At 59.8% G+C, this 22,388-nt stretch carries 21 protein-coding genes; 14 read left to right on the forward strand and 7 right to left on the reverse strand.

From position 1 onward, the window contains the following. Positions 1 to 7 precede the first annotated feature (7 nt). A complete protein-coding gene (locus BUC24_RS07345) occupies positions 8 to 766 on the forward strand; it encodes a substrate-binding periplasmic protein (RefSeq protein ID WP_073213404.1) in 759 nt (252 codons plus the stop codon). Between the two features lie 4 nt (positions 767 to 770). Here BUC24_RS07345 and BUC24_RS07350 read toward each other — a convergent pair whose 3' ends face one another. Next, positions 771 to 1,805, reverse strand: coding sequence for an alpha/beta fold hydrolase (locus tag BUC24_RS07350; protein ID WP_229448075.1), 1,035 nt, complete (start codon positions 1,803 to 1,805; stop codon positions 771 to 773). A gap of 205 nt (positions 1,806 to 2,010) precedes the next feature. Here BUC24_RS07350 and BUC24_RS07360 point away from each other — a divergent pair, with 205 nt between their 5' ends. After that, entirely contained in the window at positions 2,011 to 4,026 is a 2,016-nt protein-coding gene (locus BUC24_RS07360; RefSeq protein ID WP_143167416.1) for a tetratricopeptide repeat-containing diguanylate cyclase, read from the forward strand. 203 nt (positions 4,027 to 4,229) lie between these two features. Further along, positions 4,230 to 4,409 carry a hypothetical protein gene (locus BUC24_RS07365; protein WP_073213408.1) on the forward strand — a complete coding sequence of 60 codons (180 nt, stop codon included), beginning with the start codon at positions 4,230 to 4,232 and terminating at the stop codon, positions 4,407 to 4,409. A gap of 3 nt (positions 4,410 to 4,412) precedes the next feature. On the opposite strand, the gene BUC24_RS07370 is transcribed toward BUC24_RS07365, so the two are convergent. Then, positions 4,413 to 5,078: an NUDIX hydrolase gene (locus BUC24_RS07370; RefSeq protein WP_073213409.1), complete on the reverse strand. Its 666-nt coding sequence runs from the start codon at positions 5,076 to 5,078 to the stop codon at positions 4,413 to 4,415. A 109-nt stretch (positions 5,079 to 5,187) separates the two neighbouring features. On the opposite strand from BUC24_RS07370, the gene BUC24_RS07375 reads away from it, so the two are divergent. The 8 genes from BUC24_RS07375 (at position 5,188) to BUC24_RS07415 (ending at position 12,741) form a co-directional block, all read left to right on the forward strand. Continuing rightward, on the forward strand, positions 5,188 to 6,042 hold the full coding sequence (locus BUC24_RS07375) for a cysteine hydrolase family protein (RefSeq protein WP_073213410.1): 855 nt from the start codon (positions 5,188 to 5,190) through the stop codon (positions 6,040 to 6,042). Positions 6,043 to 6,068: 26 nt separating this feature from the next. Further along, positions 6,069 to 7,277 carry a nicotinate phosphoribosyltransferase gene (gene pncB, locus BUC24_RS07380; protein WP_073213411.1) on the forward strand — a complete coding sequence of 403 codons (1,209 nt, stop codon included), beginning with the start codon at positions 6,069 to 6,071 and terminating at the stop codon, positions 7,275 to 7,277. After that, positions 7,274 to 8,944 carry an NAD+ synthase gene (locus BUC24_RS07385; RefSeq protein ID WP_073213412.1) on the forward strand — a complete coding sequence of 557 codons (1,671 nt, stop codon included), beginning with the start codon at positions 7,274 to 7,276 and terminating at the stop codon, positions 8,942 to 8,944. Before pncB ends, BUC24_RS07385 begins: the two co-directional genes overlap by 4 nt. 14 nt (positions 8,945 to 8,958) lie before the next feature. Next, entirely contained in the window at positions 8,959 to 9,987 is a 1,029-nt protein-coding gene (locus tag BUC24_RS07390) for a bifunctional nicotinamide-nucleotide adenylyltransferase/Nudix hydroxylase (protein ID WP_073213413.1), read from the forward strand. Beyond that, a complete protein-coding gene (gene pnuC / locus BUC24_RS07395) occupies positions 9,980 to 10,579 on the forward strand; it encodes a nicotinamide riboside transporter PnuC (RefSeq protein WP_073213414.1) in 600 nt (199 codons plus the stop codon). Before BUC24_RS07390 ends, pnuC begins: the two co-directional genes overlap by 8 nt. A gap of 11 nt (positions 10,580 to 10,590) precedes the next feature. Beyond that, on the forward strand, positions 10,591 to 10,818 hold the full coding sequence (locus tag BUC24_RS07400) for a hypothetical protein (RefSeq protein WP_073213415.1): 228 nt from the start codon (positions 10,591 to 10,593) through the stop codon (positions 10,816 to 10,818). Positions 10,819 to 10,926: 108 nt separating this feature from the next. Beyond that, positions 10,927 to 11,670, forward strand: coding sequence for a hypothetical protein (locus tag BUC24_RS07405; protein WP_143167417.1), 744 nt, complete (start codon positions 10,927 to 10,929; stop codon positions 11,668 to 11,670). Positions 11,671 to 12,018: 348 nt separating this feature from the next. After that, positions 12,019 to 12,741, forward strand: a complete 723-nt coding sequence (locus tag BUC24_RS07415) for an SDR family oxidoreductase (RefSeq protein WP_073213418.1) — start codon at positions 12,019 to 12,021, stop codon at positions 12,739 to 12,741. A 65-nt stretch (positions 12,742 to 12,806) separates the two neighbouring features. Here the strand turns inward: BUC24_RS07415 and BUC24_RS07420 are convergent, their stop codons facing one another. The 3 genes from BUC24_RS07420 to BUC24_RS07430 form a co-directional block, all read right to left on the reverse strand. After that, positions 12,807 to 13,694, reverse strand: a complete 888-nt coding sequence (locus BUC24_RS07420; RefSeq protein WP_143167418.1) for a glycoside hydrolase family 16 protein — start codon at positions 13,692 to 13,694, stop codon at positions 12,807 to 12,809. Between the two features lie 176 nt (positions 13,695 to 13,870). Then, positions 13,871 to 14,305, reverse strand: coding sequence for a KGG domain-containing protein (locus BUC24_RS07425; RefSeq protein WP_073213419.1), 435 nt, complete (start codon positions 14,303 to 14,305; stop codon positions 13,871 to 13,873). A gap of 164 nt (positions 14,306 to 14,469) precedes the next feature. After that, positions 14,470 to 15,423 carry a DMT family transporter gene (locus tag BUC24_RS07430; RefSeq protein WP_073213420.1) on the reverse strand — a complete coding sequence of 318 codons (954 nt, stop codon included), beginning with the start codon at positions 15,421 to 15,423 and terminating at the stop codon, positions 14,470 to 14,472. 288 nt (positions 15,424 to 15,711) lie between these two features. Here BUC24_RS07430 and BUC24_RS07435 point away from each other — a divergent pair, with 288 nt between their 5' ends. The 3 genes from BUC24_RS07435 to BUC24_RS07445 all read left to right on the forward strand — a co-directional run bounded on the left by BUC24_RS07435 (position 15,712) and on the right by BUC24_RS07445 (position 20,570). Then, complete coding sequence (locus BUC24_RS07435) at positions 15,712 to 18,372, forward strand: TonB-dependent receptor (protein WP_073213421.1); 2,661 nt, start codon at positions 15,712 to 15,714, stop codon at positions 18,370 to 18,372. A gap of 99 nt (positions 18,373 to 18,471) precedes the next feature. Further along, a complete protein-coding gene (locus tag BUC24_RS07440) occupies positions 18,472 to 19,992 on the forward strand; it encodes a tryptophan halogenase family protein (protein ID WP_073213422.1) in 1,521 nt (506 codons plus the stop codon). A 92-nt stretch (positions 19,993 to 20,084) separates the two neighbouring features. After that, positions 20,085 to 20,570 carry a hypothetical protein gene (locus BUC24_RS07445; protein WP_143167419.1) on the forward strand — a complete coding sequence of 162 codons (486 nt, stop codon included), beginning with the start codon at positions 20,085 to 20,087 and terminating at the stop codon, positions 20,568 to 20,570. A gap of 236 nt (positions 20,571 to 20,806) precedes the next feature. Here the strand turns inward: BUC24_RS07445 and BUC24_RS07450 are convergent, their stop codons facing one another. Together BUC24_RS07450 and BUC24_RS07455 are read right to left on the reverse strand one after the other, a co-directional pair. Continuing rightward, on the reverse strand, positions 20,807 to 21,520 hold the full coding sequence (locus BUC24_RS07450) for an SIR2 family NAD-dependent protein deacylase (protein ID WP_073213424.1): 714 nt from the start codon (positions 21,518 to 21,520) through the stop codon (positions 20,807 to 20,809). A gap of 90 nt (positions 21,521 to 21,610) precedes the next feature. Beyond that, positions 21,611 to 22,297 (reverse strand): DUF6445 family protein, encoded by a 687-nt coding sequence (locus BUC24_RS07455; RefSeq protein WP_143167420.1) that lies wholly within the window; start codon positions 22,295 to 22,297, stop codon positions 21,611 to 21,613. Positions 22,298 to 22,388: the final 91 nt, after the last annotated feature.

Here is a 22,388-nt window from a genome sequence, read left to right on the forward strand (position 1 = left end):
CTACCCGATGTCACCGTTGTCACCGAGCTCATACCGACGCAGGCTGGTGCTGGGCGCCGCCGTCGCGCTGGGCGGCGCCGCGCTGGCCCGCGCTGCCGGTCCGATCCGTCTGCGGGTGGTCACCGCGCATCTGCCGCCGCTGGTGGTGGAAAACGGCGGCAGCCGTCCTGGTGCTCTGCACGAGGTCTTGATTGCCCTGTGCCGGCGCGTGGACCAGACGCCCGAACTGGAATTCTTGCCCTGGAAACGGGCGATTCTGGTGGCCGGCATTGCGCCGCGCACGGCCATTTTTCCGCTCAGCCGGGTGCCCGAACGTGAAGCGGCGTTTCGCTGGCTGGCGCCGCTGTTCGAGGAAAACTATGTATTCCTGGCGCCGCGCGGGCGCGATTTCGACGTGCGCAACCCGGCGCACATGAAAGACAAGCGCATTACGCTGTTGCGTGGTGCGGCCCAGAGCACGCTGCTGCGCGAACTGGGGTACAACAACATTGTCGAGGGCCGTTCGATCGACGAGGTACACCGCTTTCTGGTGCATGGCATGGCCGATGCGGCCTTCGGCGAGCGCGAAATCGTGCGCAATTCGCTGCGCAGCCGCGGCCAGATCGCCGAGTTCGAGACCAGCGAACCAGTGCGCAAAACCGCAGCCTGGCTGGCCGGTTCACGCGACTTTACCGAGGCCGATGCAGCCATGTACCAGAAAGCGATGCAGGACATGGTGGCTGACGGTAGCCACCAGGCCATTCTGAAGCGCTACGGGCTGGCCTGAGCGCTCAGTGCAGTGACGGCGGCGCCTGGTGCATGCTGGCCTGGTGCCGCAAGTTGGCGCCGCCAGGGGTGAGGCTCGCTTCCAGCCGCGCCACCGCGTCCATGATGCGCTCGGGCGCGGCGTAATGGGCCATGTGGCCAACGCCAGGCTCGACAATGAGCTCGCTGTGCGCAATGTCTTCGTGCAGGCGCCGGGCATTGTGGTCGGGATCGACAATCTGGTCGGCGTCGCCGGCGATGATGGCAACCGGCATGGTCAGCTCGGCATAGCGCGCTGACAGGCGCGCGGCGGCAGGAATCATCATGCCAGTTTCCGAGGCGCTGGCGCCAATTTGGGAAGGACGCAATGCCATCCATTTTGGCATCTGCTGGAAGCGCTCGGGAACGGGCGAGGGCGCGAACATGCGCTTGATGATGCTGCCCCACAGCAGGCGCCCCAGCACCGGCGCCAGAGTGTTGCGCAGCAGATGACCGAGGCCAGGTACGGCCGGGGTGGCCATCAGGACGTCCGGGCGGGCGCTCGGGTAGTAGTAGCCGGACACGAGAGTGATGGCGCGAATATATTTGGGATACTCAATCGCCATGGCCAGGGCCACCAGGGTGCCCCAGGAATGGCCCACCAGGATGGGCCGTTCCACGCCGATCTGGTGCAATGCCTTGTACAGCAGCTGGGCCTGGGCTTCCGGGGTCCAGTGATTGTTGTCGGGCCGCTCGCTGTAGCCAAAGCCGGGCCGGTCGAAGGCAATCACGCGGTAGGGGCGGGCGGCCTGCTCCAGCAGACCGCTCAGTTCAAAGTCGCTCGCGAACACGCCATTGCCATGCAACAGGACCAGGGCCGGTCCTTCGCCCTGCTCGACGTAGTGCAGGCGCACGCCATCCACATCGACAAACTTGCCCTGCGGCGGATGGTCACGCTCGACCTGGCGCTTTTGTGTTTGCACATAGACAAGCGAAGCGAGCAGGCCGGCAGCGCCCAGCAGCGCGGCGGTTTGCAGGCGGCTGGGGGTGCGCGACGAACGGGTGGGAATCACGTTATGCATTGCATTTCCTTTCATTCTGGAAAATGAAGCCGCGCAGGGGGACCGGGGCGCGGCGGCGATCCCACGACTGTGTCGCTGTTCAATCTCTTTGGTCTGTGCGCTACTCAACTCTGCAGAGCGCTCTGCAGCGCGTACCGGCGTGCGCCAATTGACATCAGGGCAGTGCTTGGCGATACTTGCCGGAAAGCTTATCGCCAAGGCCCCCATGCATCGAGTGCTTCTGCTGCTTGTTTCGTTCATGCTCGTCACGCCCGCACGGGCAAGCGCGGCCGATGTTGCTGCTGTTCTTGAGGCACAGCGACAGCACGGTTTCGGTTCGCCAGCAATTGCGATTGATGCGCTCACCGAGGCGGGCCAGGATATCGAGCATGCCCCTCTGGATTTGCGCATGCGCTACCACAATGCGCTGGCCTTCCTGTACACCGTGGCCGAGCAGAGCGATCCATTCCAGGCCCAAGTGACGCAACTTGAACGCATGGCCCGGGAAGAGCAATGTGTGCCCTGCGGCCAGTACAAACTGGTGCGCGAATCGCAGTTCGCCATCCGCAAGCAGGACATTCCATCCGCACGCGCCATGCTGCCCCAGCTTGAAGCACTGAAAGCGGCTGACCCGGCGCTCAAGCAAGCCATTGTCTATGCGCTGGCCGCCACTTACGGTGCCACTGGCAGCCAGGCGCGCTCGCTGGAAGAGGGGATCAAGTCATCCGAACTGGCCAGCAGTACCAACAACCCGGCAGAGCAGGTGCGCTCGCTGAATCTGATCATGTTGGCCAATATTGCCAGGCGCGACCTGGTGAACGCGGAAAAGCAGGCCACCGAAGCGTATGCCCTGGCCGAGCGGATTGGCTTTGTCTACATGATGGCCTACATTCGCAACAACCAGAGCTGGCTGTATGGACTCAAGGGCGAGCCGGACAAGCAGCTCGATGCACTGCGCGAAGCGCTGGACATCACCAGGACCAACAAGGGCATGGCCGATACCGAGCTGACGATCCTGGTCAACCTGGCTGAATATTATCTGGGCCGCAAGGATTACAAGCAGGCGGTGACCTTGTCGCGCCAGGCGCTGCGGCTGGCCGACATCCAGCACAAAGCCACCGCCAAAGGCGTGGTCTCGATGACACTCGCGGTGGCCCTGGTCGAGCTGGGCGAGCGCGAGCAAGGCATTACTACCATGCAGCAAGCCCATGCCCTGCTCAAACAAAGCGGCGCCGACAGCTATGTGCTCGATGCCACCGAAGGGCTGGCCCAGGTGTACGAGAGCAGCGGTAAATACCGCGAGGCCTTGGCGGCCTTGCGCGAGGCAATTGCCTTGCGCGAAAAAGCCACCTTGCGCGAGCGCGAAAAAGCGATTGCCGAAGCCCAGGCGAAGTTTTCTGCCGAGCGCAAGGACAACGAAATCTTGCGCCTGTCCCTGGAAAATGGCCGGCGCCAGGCCGAGGTGGCCGCGCGTGCCTGGCAGCAGCGCCTGTGGGCCACGGCAGCGCTGGCACTGGCCATGGGCGCGGCCCTGCTGATGTTGCTGGTAAAGCGCGCGCGTGCCCGCAACCGCTTGCTGGAAGACAGCAATGCCGTGCTCAGCGACCAGTCGGTGCACGACCCGCTGACGGGTGCCTTCAACCGCCGCCACTGCGTCAATCTGATGGGGCAGCAGGAAGCCTTGCTGGCCACCAAATCACGAGACCGGACTTACTCTGCCTGCACCGGCCTGATGCTGCTGGACGTCGACCATTTCAAACACATCAACGATACCTATGGGCATTCGGCCGGTGACCTGGTCTTGGTGGAAATGGCGCGGCGAATGCAGGAATTGGTGCGCCAGCATGATGTTGTTGTGCGCTGGGGCGGTGAAGAATTCGTGCTGGTGCTGCCGGGCACGGCCCCGGAAGGCATGCTGGTGCTGGCCGAGCGCGTGCTGAACATCATTGCGGCAGCGCCGGTAGCGGCCGAAGGAAGGACCATTCCGGTGACGGTGTCGCTGGGGTGCGTGTCGTATCCGCAATTTCCCGGCCAGCCGTGGCAGGATGCGCTCAAGGTCGCCGACGCCGCCATGTATATGGCCAAACAGCAAGGGCGTAACCGCGCCGTTTGCCTGATGGGGGTGATTGAAGGGGCGCCGCGCGACTTGCTGCTGAGCGATCTGGCGGCCGCTGCCGCCGCGGGGCAGGTCTTGCTGCGCACGGTGCCCGGACCAGTTGCCGCCGACGCCGTCAGCGCTTGATTGTCCAGTATGTGGTTCTGCGAACATACGGCGTCGCATTGCCTGGTCATAATGGCCGTACTGAACTTTTTTGCAGGCTACCATGCGAACCGTATTGACCAAATCCCTTGTCATCCTTGTTGTCACCGTGGCGACTGTCCGTAGCTATGCCACGCTGGCCTTGCAAACGCGCGTATTGCCGCGCAACTTAGCTTGAGACTCTCATGAAAATCGAAGCCAGTGCCAAGAATACCCGTCTGGACCGCGAACTCGAACGCGAGCGCGAGCAACGCCATCGCAACGATGAAGCACGGGCCGGCATCGTGCCGGATGACGATCTGCGCCTGAAGGATGCGCGCCAGCGCAGCGGTGCGGACGCGCTGCACCGTTACGGCAGCCGCTAGGGGCTACAAGCCCCGTTCAAGCAGCATCAGCTTGCTGCGTGAGCTCGACTTCAAGGCGTACAACTGGGCTGGACGATGTGCGCCTGCCGATTCAAAACATCCCTCGACGGGCTCAAGCATGTCCATTTCCGTGACCTTGCGCCGGAAACTGACCTTGTTGAGCTTTTCTCCGAGCACGATCTCGTAAATACGCTGCAATTGCGGCAGCGTAAACGTGTCACCGGCCAGGAAGCAGGGCAGGGAAGAATACTGGCTTTTGTTGCGCAGCCGGTCTGCCGCCATGCCGATGATGCGGGCGTGGTCGAATGGCAGTGCCGGCAGGCGGTCCACCGGTAGCAGATGCACCTGCGAACCGACAGCGTTTTCAATGATCTCACAGGGCACCAGCGCGTAATGCGCAATCGACAAGGACCAGCCGCGGGGGTCGCGCCCGGGTCCGGACAAGGTGGCCAGCTGTTCCAGATACGGCGGCACGATGCCGGCCTTGCCCGCGATCACGCGCATGGCGGAGGCATGGACATCGGCGTCTTCCTCAGCATGAATATAGCCGCCGGGGAGAGCGTACTGGCCGGCAAATGGCGCGTGCTCGCGCTCGATCAGCGCCGTCATCAATGTGTCGTCTCGGATGGTCAACAGCACCACATCGACCGTACAAATCACTTCCACCATACGTGCTCTCCGGTTCTTCATTTATTTTGCGAAAGTATCGCATACTTAGTTGCAAAAGTAAATTAAGTCGATTATGCTTACTACATAGCATCTAAAAGGACAAAAAGAAATGAAACGGAAGCTCCATCTGCTCATCATCGACCCGCAGAACGACTTTTGCGATTTGCCTGCCGCCTACGTTCCAAGCGGTTCTGCCCCCGCCTTGCCGGTGCCTGGCGCCCATGCTGACATGCAGCGCGTGGCAGCACTGGTGCATGAGGGCGGCGCAGGCCTGACCGATATCAGCGTCACGATTGATTCCCATCACCGCATCGATGTGGCGCACCCCGCGTTCTGGATGGACGCGCACGGTGCGCAGGTGGGTCCCTTTACGTCGATTACGGCAGCAGATGTGGCAGCCGGTACTTATGCGCCACGCGACCCGCTTGCTCTGCCCAGAGTCAGCGCCTATTTACAGGCCCTGGAAGCAGCGGGGCGCTATACCTTGATGGTCTGGCCCACCCATTGCGAAATCGGTTCCTGGGGACAGAACGTGCATGCCGATGTACGCGCCGCGTATAACCGCTGGGAAGAGCGGACCATGGTTTCGGTGAACAAGGTCGTCAAGGGAACCAATCCGTGGACCGAGCATTATTCGGCGATCGAAGCCGAAGTGCCCGATGCGGACGATGACAGCACCCAGATGAATGCCGGTTTCGTGCGCATGCTGGCCGAGGCTGACAAGGTGTATATCACCGGTGAAGCAGGCAGCCACTGCGTCAAGGCGACCACGGAACACATCGTGCAACACTGGGACCCCGCGCAGTTATCAAAGCTGGTGCTGGTGACCGATTGCATGAGCCCAGTGACGGGTTTCGAGCCGCAATACCGCGACTTTGTCATGGCCATGCAGGCAAAAGGCGTGCAAGTGGCGCAGTCTGCCGATGTACTGGGCGAATTGATGGCCAACGGCCGCCTGTCCTGATCCACCCTCTATCGACGAACAAGAATATGAAACCGATCGTACGCAGTTTGCTTGAAACCGATTTGTATAAATTCACGATGTGGCAGGCGCTCTTGCACGGCCACCCATCGGCCCAGGCAGAATATGCCTTCGTTTGCCGCAACAAGCCGGCCTATCCGCTGGCAGAGTTGAAAGCGGATGTGGAGCGCGAACTCGATCATTTATGCAGCCTGTCGTTCACACCTGAAGAAATCAATTATCTGCGCTCGCTGCGCTTCATCAAGAGCGATTTTGCCGATTTCCTGACCGTGTTCCGCTTTCAGCGTCATTTTATTACCGTCGGGACCGAGGGCGAGGATTTGACGATTCGTGCGGTAGGTCCTCAGGTGCATGTGATGGGCTTCGAAATCTTCGTGCTGTACATCGTCAATGAACTGTATTTCCGCCGCTTTGACGTTGACAGTGCATTGGTGGAAGGGCGCAAACGGCTGGCCGCCAAGATTGACCTGCTGCGCGACTTCTCAATCGCACCGGCATGCCGCCATCCTTTTGAATTTTTTGATTTTGGCGTGCGCCGCCGCTTTTCCGGTGCCTGGCATGAAGAAGTCGTTGCCACGCTGGCAGCGGCCGTGCCGCAGTATTTCAAGGGCACCTCCAATGTGTATCTGGCCATGAAATACAAGCTGGTCCCGATCGGCACCATGGCCCATGAATACCTGCAAAGCTTCCAGTCGTTTGGGGTGCGCTTGCGCGACTTTCAGAAGGCCGCGCTGGAAGACTGGGTGCAGGAATACCGGGGCGATCTGGGTACGGCCCTGACCGACGTGGTGGGGATGGACGCGTTTCTGGCCGATTTTGATCTGTATTTCGCCAAACTGTTTGATGGCTTGCGCCACGATTCGGGCGATCCGGTGGTGTGGGGTGAAAAAGCACTGGCCCATTATGCCAAGCTGCGCCTCGATGCCCATACCCGGCGTCTGGTGTTCTCCGATGGGCTCGATCTGCCCACCGCATTTTCGCTGTACCGCCATTTTGCCGACCGCACCATGACCGGGTTTGGCATCGGCACCAATTTGTCGAACGATACCGGCATCAAGGCCTTGAATGTGGTGATGAAGCTGATGTCCTGCAATGGGCAGCCGGTGGCCAAACTGTCCGACTCGGCGGGTAAAACACTGTGCAAGGACGAGACCTTCCTCGCGTATTTGCGCCAGGTCTTTCATCATCCCGTGATTGAAGGAGATAGCCAGTCATGATCAGGATCGCACTTGCGCAACTGAACCCCACTGTGGGCGACCTGGCTGGCAATGCCGCGGCGATCATTGGCGCCATGCACAGCACCCAGGCCGAGCTGCTGGTGTGCACCGAACTGTCTTTGTGTGGCTACTACCCTGGCGACTTGCTGGAGGAAGAATCGTTTCTGCGCCGCGTCGATCACGCGCTTGAAGATGTGCTGGCCGCCTCGCGCACGGTGCCGGCGCTGGTGACCGTGATTGGGACCGTGCGCCGCAATCGCGGACCGGGCAAGCCGCTGTTCAATGCCTTGCTGGCGATCCAAAATGGCGCCATCGTCGCCGAATATTACAAGCAACTGCTGCCCACGTACGGCATTTTCGACGAGCGCCGCCATTTCGAGCCAGGGCCGGAAGGTGCCTGCCTGCTGGAGGTGGCCGGCAAAACAGTCGGCTTCCTGATCTGCGAAGATGGCTGGAACAGCGACGGGCGTGACTACAAGGTCGATCCGTTCGCGGCATTGCGTGCCGCAGCACCGGACCTGGTGGTCAGCATCAACGCCAGTCCGTCGAATATCGGCAAACGCGCGCAGCGCCACGCATTATTTAATGCCGCTGCGATGAAAAACAAGCTGCCGATTGTGTATGTGAATCAGGTTGGCGGGCAGGATCAGCTGGTCTTTGACGGCGCCTCGTTTGCCGTGTCGCCAGCGCAGGGTGTCGCTTTTGAAATGCCCGCATTCGAAACGGGTATCGACGTTGTGGCTTTTGACGATGGCCGCTTCACCGGCCAGTTGCAGGGCAGGGCAATGCCCGACACGGAATTGGCGCGGCGCCAGATCGTGCTTGGCTTGCAGGACTATGCGCGCTGTTGCGGCTTCAAGAAGGCCGTCGTGGGATGCTCCGGCGGTATCGATTCGGCATTGACGCTGGCGCTGGCGATAGAAGCGCTGGGCGCTGCCAATGTGACGGCCATTACGATGCCGTCCGCATTTTCCAGCGAAGGGTCGGTCAGCGATTCGGTCACTCTGTGCCGCAATCTGGGAATCCGTCTGCACACCCATCCCATTCTTGACCTGGTCAGGCAATATGGCACAGGGTTTGAAAGCGCTTTTGACGCGCCCTTGCAGGGATTGACACTGGAAAACCTGCAGGCAAGGGTGCGGGGGACCATTCTGATGGCGTATTCGAATGCGTCCGGCGCCTTGCTTCTGACGACCGGTAACAAGAGCGAAATCTCGGTTGGCTATTGCACGCTGTACGGCGACACCAACGGCGGTCTGGGCCTGATTGGCGATTTGTACAAGACGGAAGTGTATGCCTTGTCGCGCCACGTGAATCAGGTAGCCGGACGTGAAATCATTCCCGAACCGGTACTGAGCAAGCCGCCGTCGGCCGAATTGGCACCGGGCCAGCAGGATACCGACAGCTTGCCGCCATACGAGGTGCTGGACGAGATCTTGAAATGGCATATCGAAGGTTCGCGCCTGCCTGCTGCGCAAGCGCAGCACGCGCAGCAGTTCGTCGAACAGCTGCTCTTACAGCAGGGCGGCGCGGCACTGGTCAAGCGTATCCTTGGCATGGTGGCGCGCAATGAGTACAAACGCCGCCAGGCGCCGCCAATTATCCGGGTGCGTGCGCGCGCATTTGGCAGCGGCCGCCAGATGCCAATCGCAGCCCATTACGCCTGAAAGCGAGTATGTGAATGAACGTCGCAGTCCTTATTGGCCGATTTCAGCCATTTCATCTGGGCCATGCCAGTTTGCTGGCAAAGGCATTGGCAATTGCCCCAAAAGTTATTCTGGTTTTGGGGTCATCTTTCCACGCGCGCAATGCGAAAAATCCGTTCAGCTGGCAGGAGCGGGTGGCAATGATTCAGGCATCGCTCACTGAAGCGGAACGCGCACGCGTGCACTTTGTGCCGGTGCGTGACTATTATGATGACCAGCGCTGGTCAGCAGCAGTCCAGAAAAAGGTGGAGCAAGCCGCGGGGGTGGGCGCGGTCATCACACTGGTTGGTTATGAAAAGGACGCCTCGAGCTATTACCTGAATCATTTTCCGCAGTGGCAAATGGAGACGGTGGCAATGACATCGGCCATCGACGCAACCGACATCCGGCGCGCCTATTTTGAGTCTGAAAACATGGACGTCACCCTGAGCGTGCTGGCGCCCTCCATCCCGCTGCCGGTGCGTCAGTATTTGCGGACCTGGAGCCTGTTGCCCGACTATGCGACGCTGGTGGAAGAACACCGCTTCATCGCGAAATACAAAACGGCCTGGGCGAAAGCGCCGTATGCACCGATGTTTGTGACCGTCGATGCAGTGGTGCGTTGTGCCGGGCACGTGCTGCTGATCCAGCGCGGCGGCCAGCCGGGCAAGGGACAATGGGCAGTTCCAGGTGGCTTCCTGGAACAGCAGGAGCGTTTGCTGCAATCGGCCATTCGCGAACTGGCGGAAGAAACGCAGCTCGGTGTGCTGGCATCGTCGCTGGAAGGCGCTCTGGTGGAAGTGAAGGTATTCGACCATCCCGGGCGCAGCCAGCGTGGCCGCACCATCACGCATGCCCATTACTTCGATCTCGCGCTGGACAGTTTGCCGGTGGCGGAAGCGGCCGACGATGCCGCGCTGCTGCGCTGGGTGCCAATTGCCGATCTGGCGCACATGGAAGCGGACTTCTATGAAGACCATTTCCACATCCTTGATCAATTTCTGCATTTGAGCAGCGATGACTGAGCCGCTTGAAATTGCAGCCAACGTTGCGACGGGCATCGCCATTTTTCTGGCCGGAAGAAACAATGTGCATACCTGGTGGACCGGCATTGTCGGATGCAGCCTGTTTGCCATCTTGTTTTACCAGACCAATCTGTACGCGGATGTCTTGTTGCAGGTCTTCTTTATTGCCTCAAGTGCGCTTGGCTGGTGGCAATGGCTAAAGGGCAATCATGGCAAGGTTTTGCCAGTGACAAACGCCAGCGCACGCACCTTGCTGCTGATTGCTCCCATCGGTCTGCTGACCACGGCGGCCTACGGCGCTTTGCTGCACTACTACACAAATGCCTATGCACCCTTCATGGATTCGGCTGTGCTGGTTTTCAGCATCCTTGCGCAGCTCCTGCTGTTGCAACGCCGCGTAGAAAACTGGCCGCTGTGGGTGCTGGTCAATTCAATTGCCGTGCCCTTGTATGCGAGCCGGGGTTTGTACCTGACGTCCATCCTGTATGCCTGCTACTGGGTCAACGCCCTGGTATCGTGGCATGCGTGGCGCAAACTGGCGCGCGCCGACGGATCGCCTATACTGTCGGCCATTGATCCCTCCACCACCTGAAGAAGATTGCCATGACTGTTTTTGCTGCTTCCATTTTCGATGCCACCGTCGTTTTCGAGGGCAATGAACTGTTCAAAGGGCAGGGCGCAGCGCGCGGCTGGGCAGACAAGGTCGCTGCCGAAATTGGCAGCCCGGTCAGCGTGGAAAAAGTCGGCACGGGCTGGGTATTGTGCGGCAATGTCGATGGTGTGTCATGCCGTTGGGGTATTCTTGGCCAGCGACTCAAGCGCCTTGACTGAAAGAGGATGATTTTCTGAACTTGATTTGCGCACAGTCAAGTTTGAACCGGGCCCAGCTTTTATTGTGAAACTAGCGAAGTCATTCTAGCAATTCACAAGGAGCGCATCTTGCATCCGAGCGACCAACCCCCGCCGACGCCCGGTCGGCCCAGTCTGATTAATTCCGATGATGAAGATTCAGCCAACCGTCCCCGCATTGTAGGCGGGCTCGATTGTCTCGATGGCGAGCCCGCCGCCAAATGGGGGCTTGCCAGGTTTCCCTGGGCATTATGTGGCGCACTGATGCTGGCCATCGGCGCGGCAACCATGCTCTGGTCGGGCGATGAAAGCGGCAAACAAATCATCGTGGCCGGAACCGAGCCGGTGATAGCCGAGCCGCCACCCTTGCAAAACTCTGCGGCCGATGAATTGCTCGATAGCGATGCGGCGCCGCCGATTTTGGTAAAAGAAACGACGCCCGCCGCCGAACTAGCGCCCCCGACAGTCAAACGCATTGAACTAAAACGGGCGCCGCGTGCTATCGAGCATCGCGCGAAGGCCGCAAAACCGGCGAAGATGGTGACGTCTAAGAGGAAGGGCAAAGCGCCGATGCCCGTCAAGCGTAAGCCGATACTTTCCAGAACAGAGTTAATGTCCCAGGCAGACAAGGAAGTTGCGCTGCTAGCTGCGATGGTCACGCATACAAAAGCAACGACGTCCGGGCCGTCTCCATTCTTGGTGAAATGGAAGCAGTGTGGTGCGGCAAGGTCAGTCGCGGCAGCAAAACAATGCCGCGTTATCTTGTGCGCAGAGAGTGCCGATGCGGTCGAATGCCGTGGCGCACGTGGCAGTGGCGCGGGCATTCGGCCTTGATTGTACTTTCGCAGCCCCAAAACGGCGTGTAATATCACGTTCCGGCCTGGTCTTACTGATAGCCTCACAATAGAGCCCGGCAAAAGCGCGACTGGCATCGTTGTGCTGGAGCAGCGATTTCCGCAGTTCGAAACGGAGCGGAGAGCGCGCGAGCTCATTGTATTTTGGACCTATCGGCCCTATTTCCTTTCCAAGTTTAAGATCGTGAATCAAAACAGAGCTGGTGGCTGGTTCTCGACTGAGAAAGACTGACCAGTTCTGCAGGATGACATTTAAAGTCTGCAAAAATGAGAGAAAAAACCTGCCTGTTATACCGCGACTTGGGGAGCCAGATTAAGGGGGGAAACTTTGAAGTCACTTAAAGCAATCGTCACGGGGCACACCCATGGTCTCGGCGCCGCACTGGCAGCAGAATTGGATCGGCAAGCTATACCCGTCATGGGGCTGGCACGCGGTCAGTCAGATGCGCTGTCCCCCGAGAGCAGGCAAGTGCCCATCGATCTCGGTTCCACAGTCCTGTTGGGGGATTGGCTCAGAGGCCCTCAGCTGCAAGCGTTTCTTCAGGATGCCGATGTCGCATTGCTGATCAATAATGCCGGCATGGTGCAGCCGGTAGGCGCTTTGTTCGATCAGAATCCTGCGCAACTCGCTGCATCGGTCTCCTTGAATATTGCTGCTCCGCTGATGCTATCGGCTTCGGTGGCTGCCATCATGAAAGACCGCGAAACGCGCATTCTGCATATTTCCAGCGGGGCGGGGCGCAATGCTTATCCGGGTTGGAGCGTTTATTGTGCGACCAAAGCCGCTCTTGATCATCATGCGCGAGCGGTGGCCTTGGATGCCGCGCCTGGAGTCAGGATTTGCAGCCTGGCGCCGGGGGTGATTGATACTGCCATGCAGGCGCAGATTCGCGCGACGCCGGTGGCGCGGTTTCCGATTCGGCAGCGGTTTGTCGACCTCAAGGAGAGTGGGGGGCTGGTGTCGCCGGCGGATTGTGCGCGGGCGGTGGTGGGGTATTTGTTGAGTGAGCGGTTTGGGGAAAAGGCGGTGGATGATTTGCGGGGTGTCTGACTCGGCGACACTGCGCGACGGTTCAAAGGTGCTATGGGCCCCCGCCTCCGCGAGGGCGATGTAGATTAGGGCTGGTAGATGCGGACGTAGTCGACTTCCATTTGCACGGGGAAGATGGCGTCATTCACCGGGCCGCCCAGGTCCCCGCCTAAGGCCACGTTTAGTATTAGATACTGCGGCACGTCGAAGGGCCATTTCTTCACGTCGCCATCTTTTGGATTGGCAAACTGGAAGAAGTATTTGTTATCCACGCCAACCACGATCTGGTCGGCCTCCCATCGCAGCTGGTAGTTATGGAAAGCATCGCAAGCGTCCGGCACCATGGTCGCCGCGCCTTTTTGGGTATTGATGGTGTGGTTGTAGGCTGCCGTGTGAACCGTGCCCAGAACCTCGCCCTGTTTCTTACCCACATGCTCCATGATGTCAATTTCACCGACAAGAGGCCAGTCTGCGCCGCTGGTGCCCAGCATCCAGATGGCTGGCCAGGTGCCCAGACCGCACGGCAGCTTGGCCCGAATCTCGAAGAAACCGTATTTCCACGCGGCTTTGCCTTGCGTGAGCAGGCGCGCAGAGGTGTAGGGCTGGCCACCGTAATCGGCAGCGGCGGTGAGGCGTTCCTTGCGTGCTTGAATGATCAGCTTGCCGTCGAAGATACGCGAATTTTCCACCCGGTCACGCGAATAATATTGCAGCTCGTTGTTGTACCAGCCATCCTTGTTGCGGCTGGTGTCGAAACCCCATTTACTCGCATCAGGCAAGCCGTTGACGTTGAATTCATCCGCCCAGACCAGTTTCCAGCCGGTCGGCACGCCGCCTACGGGCATGGCCGGTACGACCGGTGCCGGTGCTGCCGCAGCTGGCGCCGGCGCCGGCGCCGAGTTGGCGCTGCCGCCGCCGCAAGCCGTCAGCGCAACAAAACTCGTGCATAGCAATTGCAGTTTGACTCGATTCATCGCTCCCCCTTCATGGTATGTCGAGCAAACTATCACCAATTAATCCGCTTCTCCACCATTTTTTGGAAACGTTCCCAGTGAGTGCAAAAACACAACAACAATTTTTGCTGCACCTGCGATAGTACGGACGAAAAAAATGCCCACGCGAAGTGGGCATGGGCTAATCACCTACTCGATCAGCGCGAGCCGGAGGAGCTGCCGGATTTGCCGCCGGAGCGCGACGAGCCGCTATCGGAGTCGGATTGCTTGCTGCTGCCCGACTTGCCGCCCGAGCGCGATGAACCGCTGTCAGAATCCGACTGCTTGTTGCTGCCCGACGAACCGCGCGAGCCGCTGTCCGAACCGCTTTGCTGATTGCCGCCACCGTGGCTCATCTTGCCTGCCTCGCGTGCTTCTTCCGAGGTGAACTCGTGCGCGTTGCCCGAGGCGTGTGCCGCACGGCCGCCTTCAGCGGCGATTTCACGCTGACGCTCTGGATCCATCGATGCAAAGCCGCGGTTGCTGGTGTCACCGCTCTGGTTGTTGCCACCCTGGTTACCGCCGCGGTTGCCACCCTTGTTGTCCGATTGGTTGTTGCCTTTGTTATTGCCGCCTTGATTGTTCGTTGCCATGGTTAATCTCCTGATGTTTTCGTTGATGAAACCCGCTTCAAACTTGTGCTCGATTGCGAGAGACTCCATCGTAGGCGAACGCAGCTGCGCACTGAGTCGGTGCATTTCCAGCGCGCTTGTAGGAAAGCGCTGCCCTGACTCAGTCTGCATTGGACTACGAAATTTCAGGCTGGAACAAGCTCCTCGTCAACTGCATGCACGCGCACGGACCACACCACACCGACAGTCAGTAAGGCCATCGCCGCGATCTCCAATGGGCGTGGCAAACGGTGCACGTAAATGAACCCGTACAGCAGCGCAAACAAGGTTTCAAACAAGATCAATTGGCCCGACAAGGTGACTGGCACGCGCCGGCTAGCGATGTTCCACAGATGATTGCCGATCACTGATGCACCCAGTGCCAGCAGGGTGTTGGTGATCCAGAACATCGTCCAGTTGCGGCCGCTGGCCGCGCCTGCCGCGCCAGTGACAGCGTCATGCCACACCGCCAGGCACAGCACACCAATCACCAGTGCGATGATGCCGCTGGCCAGGCCGTACAGGGCAGACCACTCGGCGCTGCTGAAATGGGGATTGCGTTTCAGATAGCGCGCATTGTCGATCGCGTACCAGCTCCAGCACAGCAAGGCGCCCGTTGCGCACAGCAGACCGAGCAAAATGTGGCCAGGGCGCGCGTCTGCCAGCTGCGCTTGCTGGAATACGTCAAGGTTGATGCATGCAATGCCAATGGCCACGATGATCAAGGGCAGCGCCAGCGATTTGAGGGGCAGGGCGCCATGGTCCTTGCGGCCCATGAGCGTGACGGCAATTGGCAACACGCCGATGATGAGCGAGGTGGGGGCGACGCCTGCCAGCTTCACGCCCAGCGCAAGCAACATGTAATAGACGATGTTGCCAGCCAGCGCATGCCGCAGCAAGGCCGCGTAGTCGCTGCGCTCGAGCCGGCCGAACAAGCCTTTCAGCCGGGGCAGCATCAGGCCGAAGGCGATCGCTCCATACGCTGTGTAGCGGCCAACGGCCAGTTCCACTGGCGTGAACGCCGGCAGCAACTCCGGCACGATGAACACCATGCCCCACATGGCCCCGGCCAATAGACCACACAACACGCCTGTCCACATACGCCGATCCCATAGAGTGAATCGGCTAGTGTCTCACAGCGTTGCACTGTGTGTGAAATGCGAAACTATTGCAACGCCGCATAAAGTCTCGTTGACATCGAAAAACAATGGGTGTTATATTTTGCCATCGATTGGGAGCGTTTCCAATTAAAAGGAAACAGCTGCTTCCAGTGAGTACTGAACGTTGGTGTGATTCACCGGCGCCGAGGTGGCGCCGGTATTTTTTCTCATGCCGGCAAGCTGCGAGCAGCACCCAGAAGTTGACAACGAAAATAACAAGGAGACGCGATGTTGCACCCGAATACCAAGCGAACACTTATGAGTCTGGCCGTGGCCAGCGTCTGCGGACTGATTTCCATGTCCGCGCACGCCCAGGCGACAAGTCCGACCCCGCCAGCGGAAGGGCAGGCGGCCGACAAGGACTTCATCCCTGAAGTCAAGGTTACGGCCACCCGCTACTCGACCTCGCTGTTGAAGACGCCGATTGCAGTCAGCGCCTTCAGCCAGGACAATCTGTCGCGCCTGGGTGTAACCAGCGCCAAAGACCTGGCCAATGAAATCCCGAACGTGAACATCCAGCAGACGGGCGACTCCGCCGTGCAGATCACGATCCGCGGCATCACCTCGTCCAACACCACCGAAATTGGCGACCCTGCGGTCGGCTTCCACATCGACGGCTTGTATTCGCCACGTCCACAAGGTGCGCAAGCGCTGATGTTCGACGTTGAACAGGTTGAGGTGCTGCGCGGCCCGCAAGGTACGCTGTTTGGCCGTAACTCCACCGGCGGTAGCGTGAACGTGATTTCGGCTAAGCCGGACTTCAGCGGCAACTACGGCAAGGCGGAGCTGGACATTGGCAATTACAACAAGCGCCAGCTTAATCTGATTCAGAACATCACCGTCAATGAAAGCCTGGCCCTGCGGGCAGCGGTCACCGCGGTCAAGCGCGACGGTTACGCCAATCAGATGCAGGACAAGCGCGAGGCCAACGATCCGGCCCGTGGCTGGATCCCGGACGGCATTCCCGATGTCGACCAGCGCTGGAACGTGCCAGTCTCGAAAAAAGACTTCTACACCAATCAGGACTCGTACGCAGCGCGTCTGGCCGCGAAGCTGAAGGTTAATCCTGACCTGACCCTGAACGCCGCTTTCGAAATCTTCCAGGACAATAGCGCCGGCGGCACCAGTTTTGCCGATTGCGACCAGCGTGCTGGCACCCGCTACGCCTGCACCGGTGGCCAGTGGGATCTGCTGGTGAACGTGCCGGGCCGCACGGACATGACCATCAAGTCGCTGCGTGGTGGCGCCAGCTGGGCCGTCAACAAGAACACCAGCCTCGATTACAACTTCATGGTGGCTGACCAGCGCCGCTTCCAGATCTACGACGCCGACAAGGGCCTGACTGCCGCGTTGCCGTTCCAGATCAGCGCTGACTATCCAAACCGTCCGGACGCCAATAACTGGGGTACCTGGCCGCTGGACGACCGTTATCAGGCCACCTGGGATTCGAAGTACGTCTCGACCGTGCAGGAACTGCAGCTCAAGCAGCAGTACGACACCATCCAATACGTCGCCGGCCTGTTCTGGATGCACGAGAAAAACCAGATCAACTATGAGGTGGTTGACTTCTTCCGCAAGCCGCACGCACTGGCATCGGGCGCGTTCTACGCGCAGCCGAACCGTCAGGTCGATGCCAAGGCGATCTTCGCCCAGGCTGACTGGAAATTCCAGCCTACCTGGACGGCCACTGCCGGCGCACGCTTCTCGCGTGACAGCAAGACCGACAAGGATGGTTTGAATCTGGGTGGCTGGGCCGGCTCCAAGGCCTTCTATAACAACACCTACGATCCGGGCACGCCAAACACGCCGGGCTACCGTATCCCGCAGGGCAATGACCTCGGGCCGACCGTGGGCGGCAGCGCGCAAGCGTATGCGCTGTACGGCATCCCTTCGCCAAACGACCATTCCGATTCGTGGAAAAAAGTCACCTGGCGCCTTGGTCTGCAAAAGCAGGTCACCGACAACCAGATGGCCTACACCGCGCTGTCGACCGGCTACAAGGCCGGCGGCTTCGGCGACAAGGTGGATAGCTGCGGCGGTAACATCTGCCTGGACGGCAAACCAGGTACCCCGACCTTCCTGCCTTACAAGCCAGAGCTGGTCACCAATCTGGAATTTGGCTACAAGGGTAAATTCCTGGACAACCGTCTGAGCCTGTCGGCCGTCGCCTTCATGATGCGCTACAAGGACCAGCAGCTGACCGGTACCTACTTCGTCACCAAGTTCCAGCCACCGGGCAATGTACCGTGCGCCAGCGACCAGCCGAAGTGCGACGTGTATGAAACCTGGCGCACCATCAACGTCGGTAACACCCGCATCTCGGGCCTGGAAGTCGAGTGGGACTACAAGCCATGGAAGGGCGGCAAAGTGGGCGGTTCGTTCTCGAACCTGAACACCTCGATCCGCGACTATGGTTCGTTCAGCGACGACTACCTGTGCGACGAGCGCGTCGAGTTCAACCAGACCCGCTGCCCAACGCCATACGCTGGTGCAGGTCCGGACAACGGCAAGCGTCTGTATGACGTGACGGGCAACCGTCTGCCGAACGCGCCAAAGTACACCATGGCGCTGAACTTCTCGCAGGCGTTCAACCTGGAGAATGGCTACAAGATCACGCCTTACATCAAGGGTAACTGGCGCGACAAAGTGTACTTCGACGTGCGCAATGACGAATTTGCCCACATCGGCCGCTTCCAGAAGGCGTATGCCACCTTCGATGCATCGCTGCGACTTGACTCGCCGGACAATCGCTTCCATGCTGAGGCTTATGTCCGTAACCTGACCGACGAACGCGCCAAGAACTGGGGCGGCAGTGGTCTGGGCGGGCAGATGATCGCCAGCTTCATCGAGCCGCGCATGTACGGTGTACGGATGGGTATCAGCTACTAAGCGTCCCAGAGCCGCCCTTCGGGGCGCGCCAGCCGATGTGGTCTTGCCTGGCAGCGGACCGCATCGGCTTTTTTGCATTTAACGACACGAGGTTGAGATATGGAAGATAAAAAGGTCAGAAAGATTGTCATCGTCGGCGGCGGTACGGCCGGATGGATGGCGGCATCGGCGTTGTCGCAGCTGCTGCCGGCGGGTCACAGTTACCAGCTGATCGAATCGGATCAGATCTCGACCATCGGGGTAGGGGAGGCGACCATCCCCAGCATCCGCAACTTCAATCTTCACCTTGGCATCGACGAGAACGACTTCATTCGCGCCACCCAGGGCACCTTCAAGCTGGGCATCGAGTTCGTCAACTGGGGCAAAAAAGGCGACAACTATATTCACGGCTTTGGCTCGGTGGGGCGCGATCAGCCCACCGCCAATTTCTACCAGTACTGGCTCAAGATGAACCAGATGGGGCATGCACCAACCATGGAGCCGTTCTCGATCAACACCGTGGCGGCGCGCATGGGCCGCTTCTCGCGCGGCCGGCCGGACCTGCCCAATTCGCCGTTGTCCGACCTGTCATACGCATTTCACTTCGACGCGGGGCTGTACGCGCGTTACCTGCGCACCTACAGCGAAGCGCGTGGCGTGCAGCGCATCGAGGGCAAGATCGTTGGCACCGTGCTGCGTGAAGGCGACGGCTTCATCGAAGCGGTCGTGATGGAAAACGGGCAGCGCATCGAGGCTGACTTCTTCATCGACTGCTCCGGCCTGGTCGGGCTGCTGATCGAACAGGCGCTGCACACTGGTTACGAGGACTGGAGCCACTGGCTCCCGTGCGACCGCGCCATCGCCGTGCCTTGCGAGACGGCCGGCAGCATGCAGGCGCTGACCCGGTCCACCGCCCATTCGGCTGGCTGGCAGTGGCGCATTCCGCTGCAGCACCGCACAGGTAACGGACACGTGTTCTCCAGCCGCTTCATGGAACCGGCCGAGGCCGAGAAGATCCTGATGAATAACCTGGAAGGCAAACCGCTGGCTGAGCCCCGCCTGCTCAAGTTCGTCACGGGTAAGCGCAAGCAGACGTGGAACAAGAACTGCGTGGCCATCGGCCTGTCGGGCGGCTTCATGGAGCCGCTGGAGTCGACCAGCATTCATATGGTGAAGACGGCCCTGATGCGCCTGATTACCTTCTTCCCGGACTGCGGTTTCGACCAGGTCGACATCGATACCTTTAACCGCCTGTGCGACAACGAGTACGCCCAGATCCGCGACTTCCTGATTTGCCACTACAAGGTCAACGCACGCGACGACTCGGACTTCTGGCGCTACGTGCAGGAGATGGAAGTGCCGGCCGCGCTGCAGCGCAAACTCGACCTGTTTGCCAGCCATGGGCGCATCCTGCGCGAGAACGAGGAGCTGTTCCCCGAAGACAGCTGGCTGCAGGTCATGCACGGCCAGGGTATGCGCCCGCGTTCCTACAATCCCGTGGTGGACCAGCGCTCGCCGGAAGAAATTGCGGACTTCCTGCACAACACAGCGGCCGTGATCCGCAAGTGCGTGGATGCGATGCCGGGACACCTGGATTTCATTCGGGCCAATTGTCAGGCGCCGGTGAAGAAGGCGGCTTGAACAAAGGTAGCAGGAAGCAAGCGCACTTAGCACCAACATCGCCCTCGCGGAGGCGGGGGGCCATGCCACGTAACCGAAGTCAGTGAAGTGGTATGGGCCCCCGCCTGCGCGAGGGCGATGTTGGTTTTCGGCTTGCACAGGCGATCAAGTCAACTTTACAACGTGCGCTCGTGTTGCGATACTGCGCCATGAACGCAACATTCTGTCTCATCTTTATTTTCGCGCTGATTGCGATCTTGGTCGACCGGTTTTACGTGCGGGCGAAGAGCGCAAGAGCGTTTCGTGCGCGCTTCGACCGCCAGTTTTTGGAAGCAAAACTGGAACTGAGCGACCCACTGTATCAATTCGATGGCGCCAGTGCGACGGTGATCGCTACCGTGGAAGAAATGGGAAAACGGGGCAACGCTGGCTTCCTTCTATCAATTGAGCGCTATGCGCGTAACCAGCACGGCGAATATTTCCTGGTGCGCTCAGACGAACCGGGCGCGCCTTTTGTCAAGCACGTCTCGCACCGCATTGCGAAAGTGATTTTGGCGGAGAAGTATATCGAATCCAACACCGCGAGCTCGCGCACGTAGGTGGTAGCTGCGTCACTCCACACGCACGATGGCCCATTCAAGTCCAAATACTCGATAAAGGACGGCCGTTGTGATTAGTTCAATCAAGCGCGCCGACCAACAACATGGCCCTCGGGCTCGGCGCCCCCCTTGGCGGGGGCCCATTCCACTTCTTCGACTTCGGTTACGTGGCATAGGGAGCTCGCATGCTAGCCGCCTGCGCGAGCGCGATGTCGTATGTCGATTCCATCGATTTTTTAGGCTTGGGATTGAGCCTGGTTTAACCAGGTATTGACGAGCGCCGGCACCACCTCTGTGGCTTTGCCCTGCATGAACGTGTAACCGAAAGGGACTTTATCAAAGTCGAGACAGTTCAGCACCTTTTCTGCGCGGCCGCGCGCGGCTTTGACGAGCCCCGCCGCCGGATACACTGATAGCGATGTACCCACCACTAATACTTTTGCGGCGCTTGCCACGTGGGCACGCGCTTCTTCCATGAATTGGGTTGGCTCACCAAACCAGACAATGTCGGGACGCAGCTGGGTGCCGTGCTCGCACAGCTGACCCAGTGTGATCGGCGCGGCATCGATCCGGTAGCGCAAGCGCGCATCCGATGTACCCCGGGCGTATATGAGTTCTCCGTGCACGTGAAGGATATTGGTCGAACCCGCACGCTCATGCAAATCATCGACGTTCTGCGTAACGACCACAACTTCGTACGCTTGTTCAAGCGCAGCAATGGCGCGATGGGCAGCATTTGGCGCCACCGCGGCCGCCTTGGCCCGGCGTTCGTTGTAGAAGGCGAGAACGGCTTCGGGACGCGCCTGCCAACCCTCGGGTGACGCCACTTCATGCCATGCATACTGATTCCATAGCCCGTTCGAGTCGCGGAAAGTCGGCAGGCCGCTCTCGGCGCTGAGACCTGATCCGGACAGTACGACGATTTTGTTGGGTTGGACTTCAGGCTTCATCTTCACGTTCTTTTGGCACTGTCACCATTGTCCGGGGGAGGGGTGCGGCGGATGGACATGGAAGGCTCAAATAATACTGCATCCGATGAATCAGCTTGCAGTCTTGCGATACCTGAAAAACCCATTTACCGTCAAACGTCCGGTTGCCGGGTCGGCGGTCAGAAGATCGGGGCGGCTGATCTGGGCAGCATGGAACAAGGTGCCATCGTAGAAAATCGCGCGGTTGAATTTCGCTGGCACCGTGCACACCTGTTCGAACCATGGAGTCGATTTGCTCAGGTATGCCGCATCCACAGGTTCGCTGCCATCGGCTGCGCGCTGCAGATAATGCGCCGTTTCCTGCGCCGACCTGGTCGGGGCATAAAAGCTGGTACCACCCATGTCCGGCGCTTCGAACAGATAGGCCACACTGGCAGCCACGCCTTCGTTGTCGGGCATGGTGACGGCATCGCGGTGGCACAGACGCTGCAAAGGACTGAGCTGCGCCGCGGGCAAGGTGGCCATGGCCAGCCGCGCGGATGTATGCAGCGTGCGTCTGCCGCCCAGGGCCCGCCGCACATGCAGCGAGAAAAACGTCTCCAAAGCGCCGGCAAACGCCGGTCCCAGATCCAGCTCGGGGCCCGGATAGTAATTGTCGGGATCAATGGCGAAGCGGGAGCGTTCGGCGGCGGCCCATTCGCGCAGATTGTGCGGATCGAGCAGAAAATCGTCGACCACCGCACAGGCTTGCCCGGGGATGATCGGCACATAGCGAATTGTGGGGCGGGGGTTGAACATTTGCAGCTCCGCGTTGACACTCAAAATCATTGAATGATATAGTCAAATGACTACTTTGGAAACCCTTCCAATATCAAGCGGGCCAAGATCC

It is taken from the genome of Massilia sp. CF038, from assembly GCF_900129765.1.
Taxonomy (GTDB): domain Bacteria; phylum Pseudomonadota; class Gammaproteobacteria; order Burkholderiales; family Burkholderiaceae_D; genus Telluria_A.

What these genes read in the sequence shown, in the direction of transcription:
- BUC24_RS07345 (WP_073213404.1), top strand. Translation starts at nt 8, where the DNA reads ATGTCACCGTTGTCACCGAGCTCATACCGACGCAGGCTGGTGCTGGGC.
- BUC24_RS07350 (WP_229448075.1), bottom strand. Translation starts at nt 1,805, where the DNA reads ATGCATAACGTGATTCCCACCCGTTCGTCGCGCACCCCCAGCCGCCTG.
- BUC24_RS07360 (WP_143167416.1), top strand. Translation starts at nt 2,011, where the DNA reads ATGCATCGAGTGCTTCTGCTGCTTGTTTCGTTCATGCTCGTCACGCCC.
- BUC24_RS07365 (WP_073213408.1), top strand. Translation starts at nt 4,230, where the DNA reads ATGAAAATCGAAGCCAGTGCCAAGAATACCCGTCTGGACCGCGAACTC.
- BUC24_RS07370 (WP_073213409.1), bottom strand. Translation starts at nt 5,078, where the DNA reads ATGGTGGAAGTGATTTGTACGGTCGATGTGGTGCTGTTGACCATCCGA.
- BUC24_RS07375 (WP_073213410.1), top strand. Translation starts at nt 5,188, where the DNA reads ATGAAACGGAAGCTCCATCTGCTCATCATCGACCCGCAGAACGACTTT.
- pncB (WP_073213411.1), top strand. Translation starts at nt 6,069, where the DNA reads ATGAAACCGATCGTACGCAGTTTGCTTGAAACCGATTTGTATAAATTC.
- BUC24_RS07385 (WP_073213412.1), top strand. Translation starts at nt 7,274, where the DNA reads ATGATCAGGATCGCACTTGCGCAACTGAACCCCACTGTGGGCGACCTG.
- BUC24_RS07390 (WP_073213413.1), top strand. Translation starts at nt 8,959, where the DNA reads ATGAACGTCGCAGTCCTTATTGGCCGATTTCAGCCATTTCATCTGGGC.
- pnuC (WP_073213414.1), top strand. Translation starts at nt 9,980, where the DNA reads ATGACTGAGCCGCTTGAAATTGCAGCCAACGTTGCGACGGGCATCGCC.
- BUC24_RS07400 (WP_073213415.1), top strand. Translation starts at nt 10,591, where the DNA reads ATGACTGTTTTTGCTGCTTCCATTTTCGATGCCACCGTCGTTTTCGAG.
- BUC24_RS07420 (WP_143167418.1), bottom strand. Translation starts at nt 13,694, where the DNA reads ATGAATCGAGTCAAACTGCAATTGCTATGCACGAGTTTTGTTGCGCTG.
- BUC24_RS07425 (WP_073213419.1), bottom strand. Translation starts at nt 14,305, where the DNA reads ATGGCAACGAACAATCAAGGCGGCAATAACAAAGGCAACAACCAATCG.
- BUC24_RS07430 (WP_073213420.1), bottom strand. Translation starts at nt 15,423, where the DNA reads ATGTGGACAGGCGTGTTGTGTGGTCTATTGGCCGGGGCCATGTGGGGC.
- BUC24_RS07435 (WP_073213421.1), top strand. Translation starts at nt 15,712, where the DNA reads ATGTTGCACCCGAATACCAAGCGAACACTTATGAGTCTGGCCGTGGCC.
- BUC24_RS07440 (WP_073213422.1), top strand. Translation starts at nt 18,472, where the DNA reads ATGGAAGATAAAAAGGTCAGAAAGATTGTCATCGTCGGCGGCGGTACG.
- BUC24_RS07445 (WP_143167419.1), top strand. Translation starts at nt 20,085, where the DNA reads ATGGGCCCCCGCCTGCGCGAGGGCGATGTTGGTTTTCGGCTTGCACAG.
- BUC24_RS07450 (WP_073213424.1), bottom strand. Translation starts at nt 21,520, where the DNA reads ATGAAGCCTGAAGTCCAACCCAACAAAATCGTCGTACTGTCCGGATCA.
- BUC24_RS07455 (WP_143167420.1), bottom strand. Translation starts at nt 22,297, where the DNA reads ATGTTCAACCCCCGCCCCACAATTCGCTATGTGCCGATCATCCCCGGG.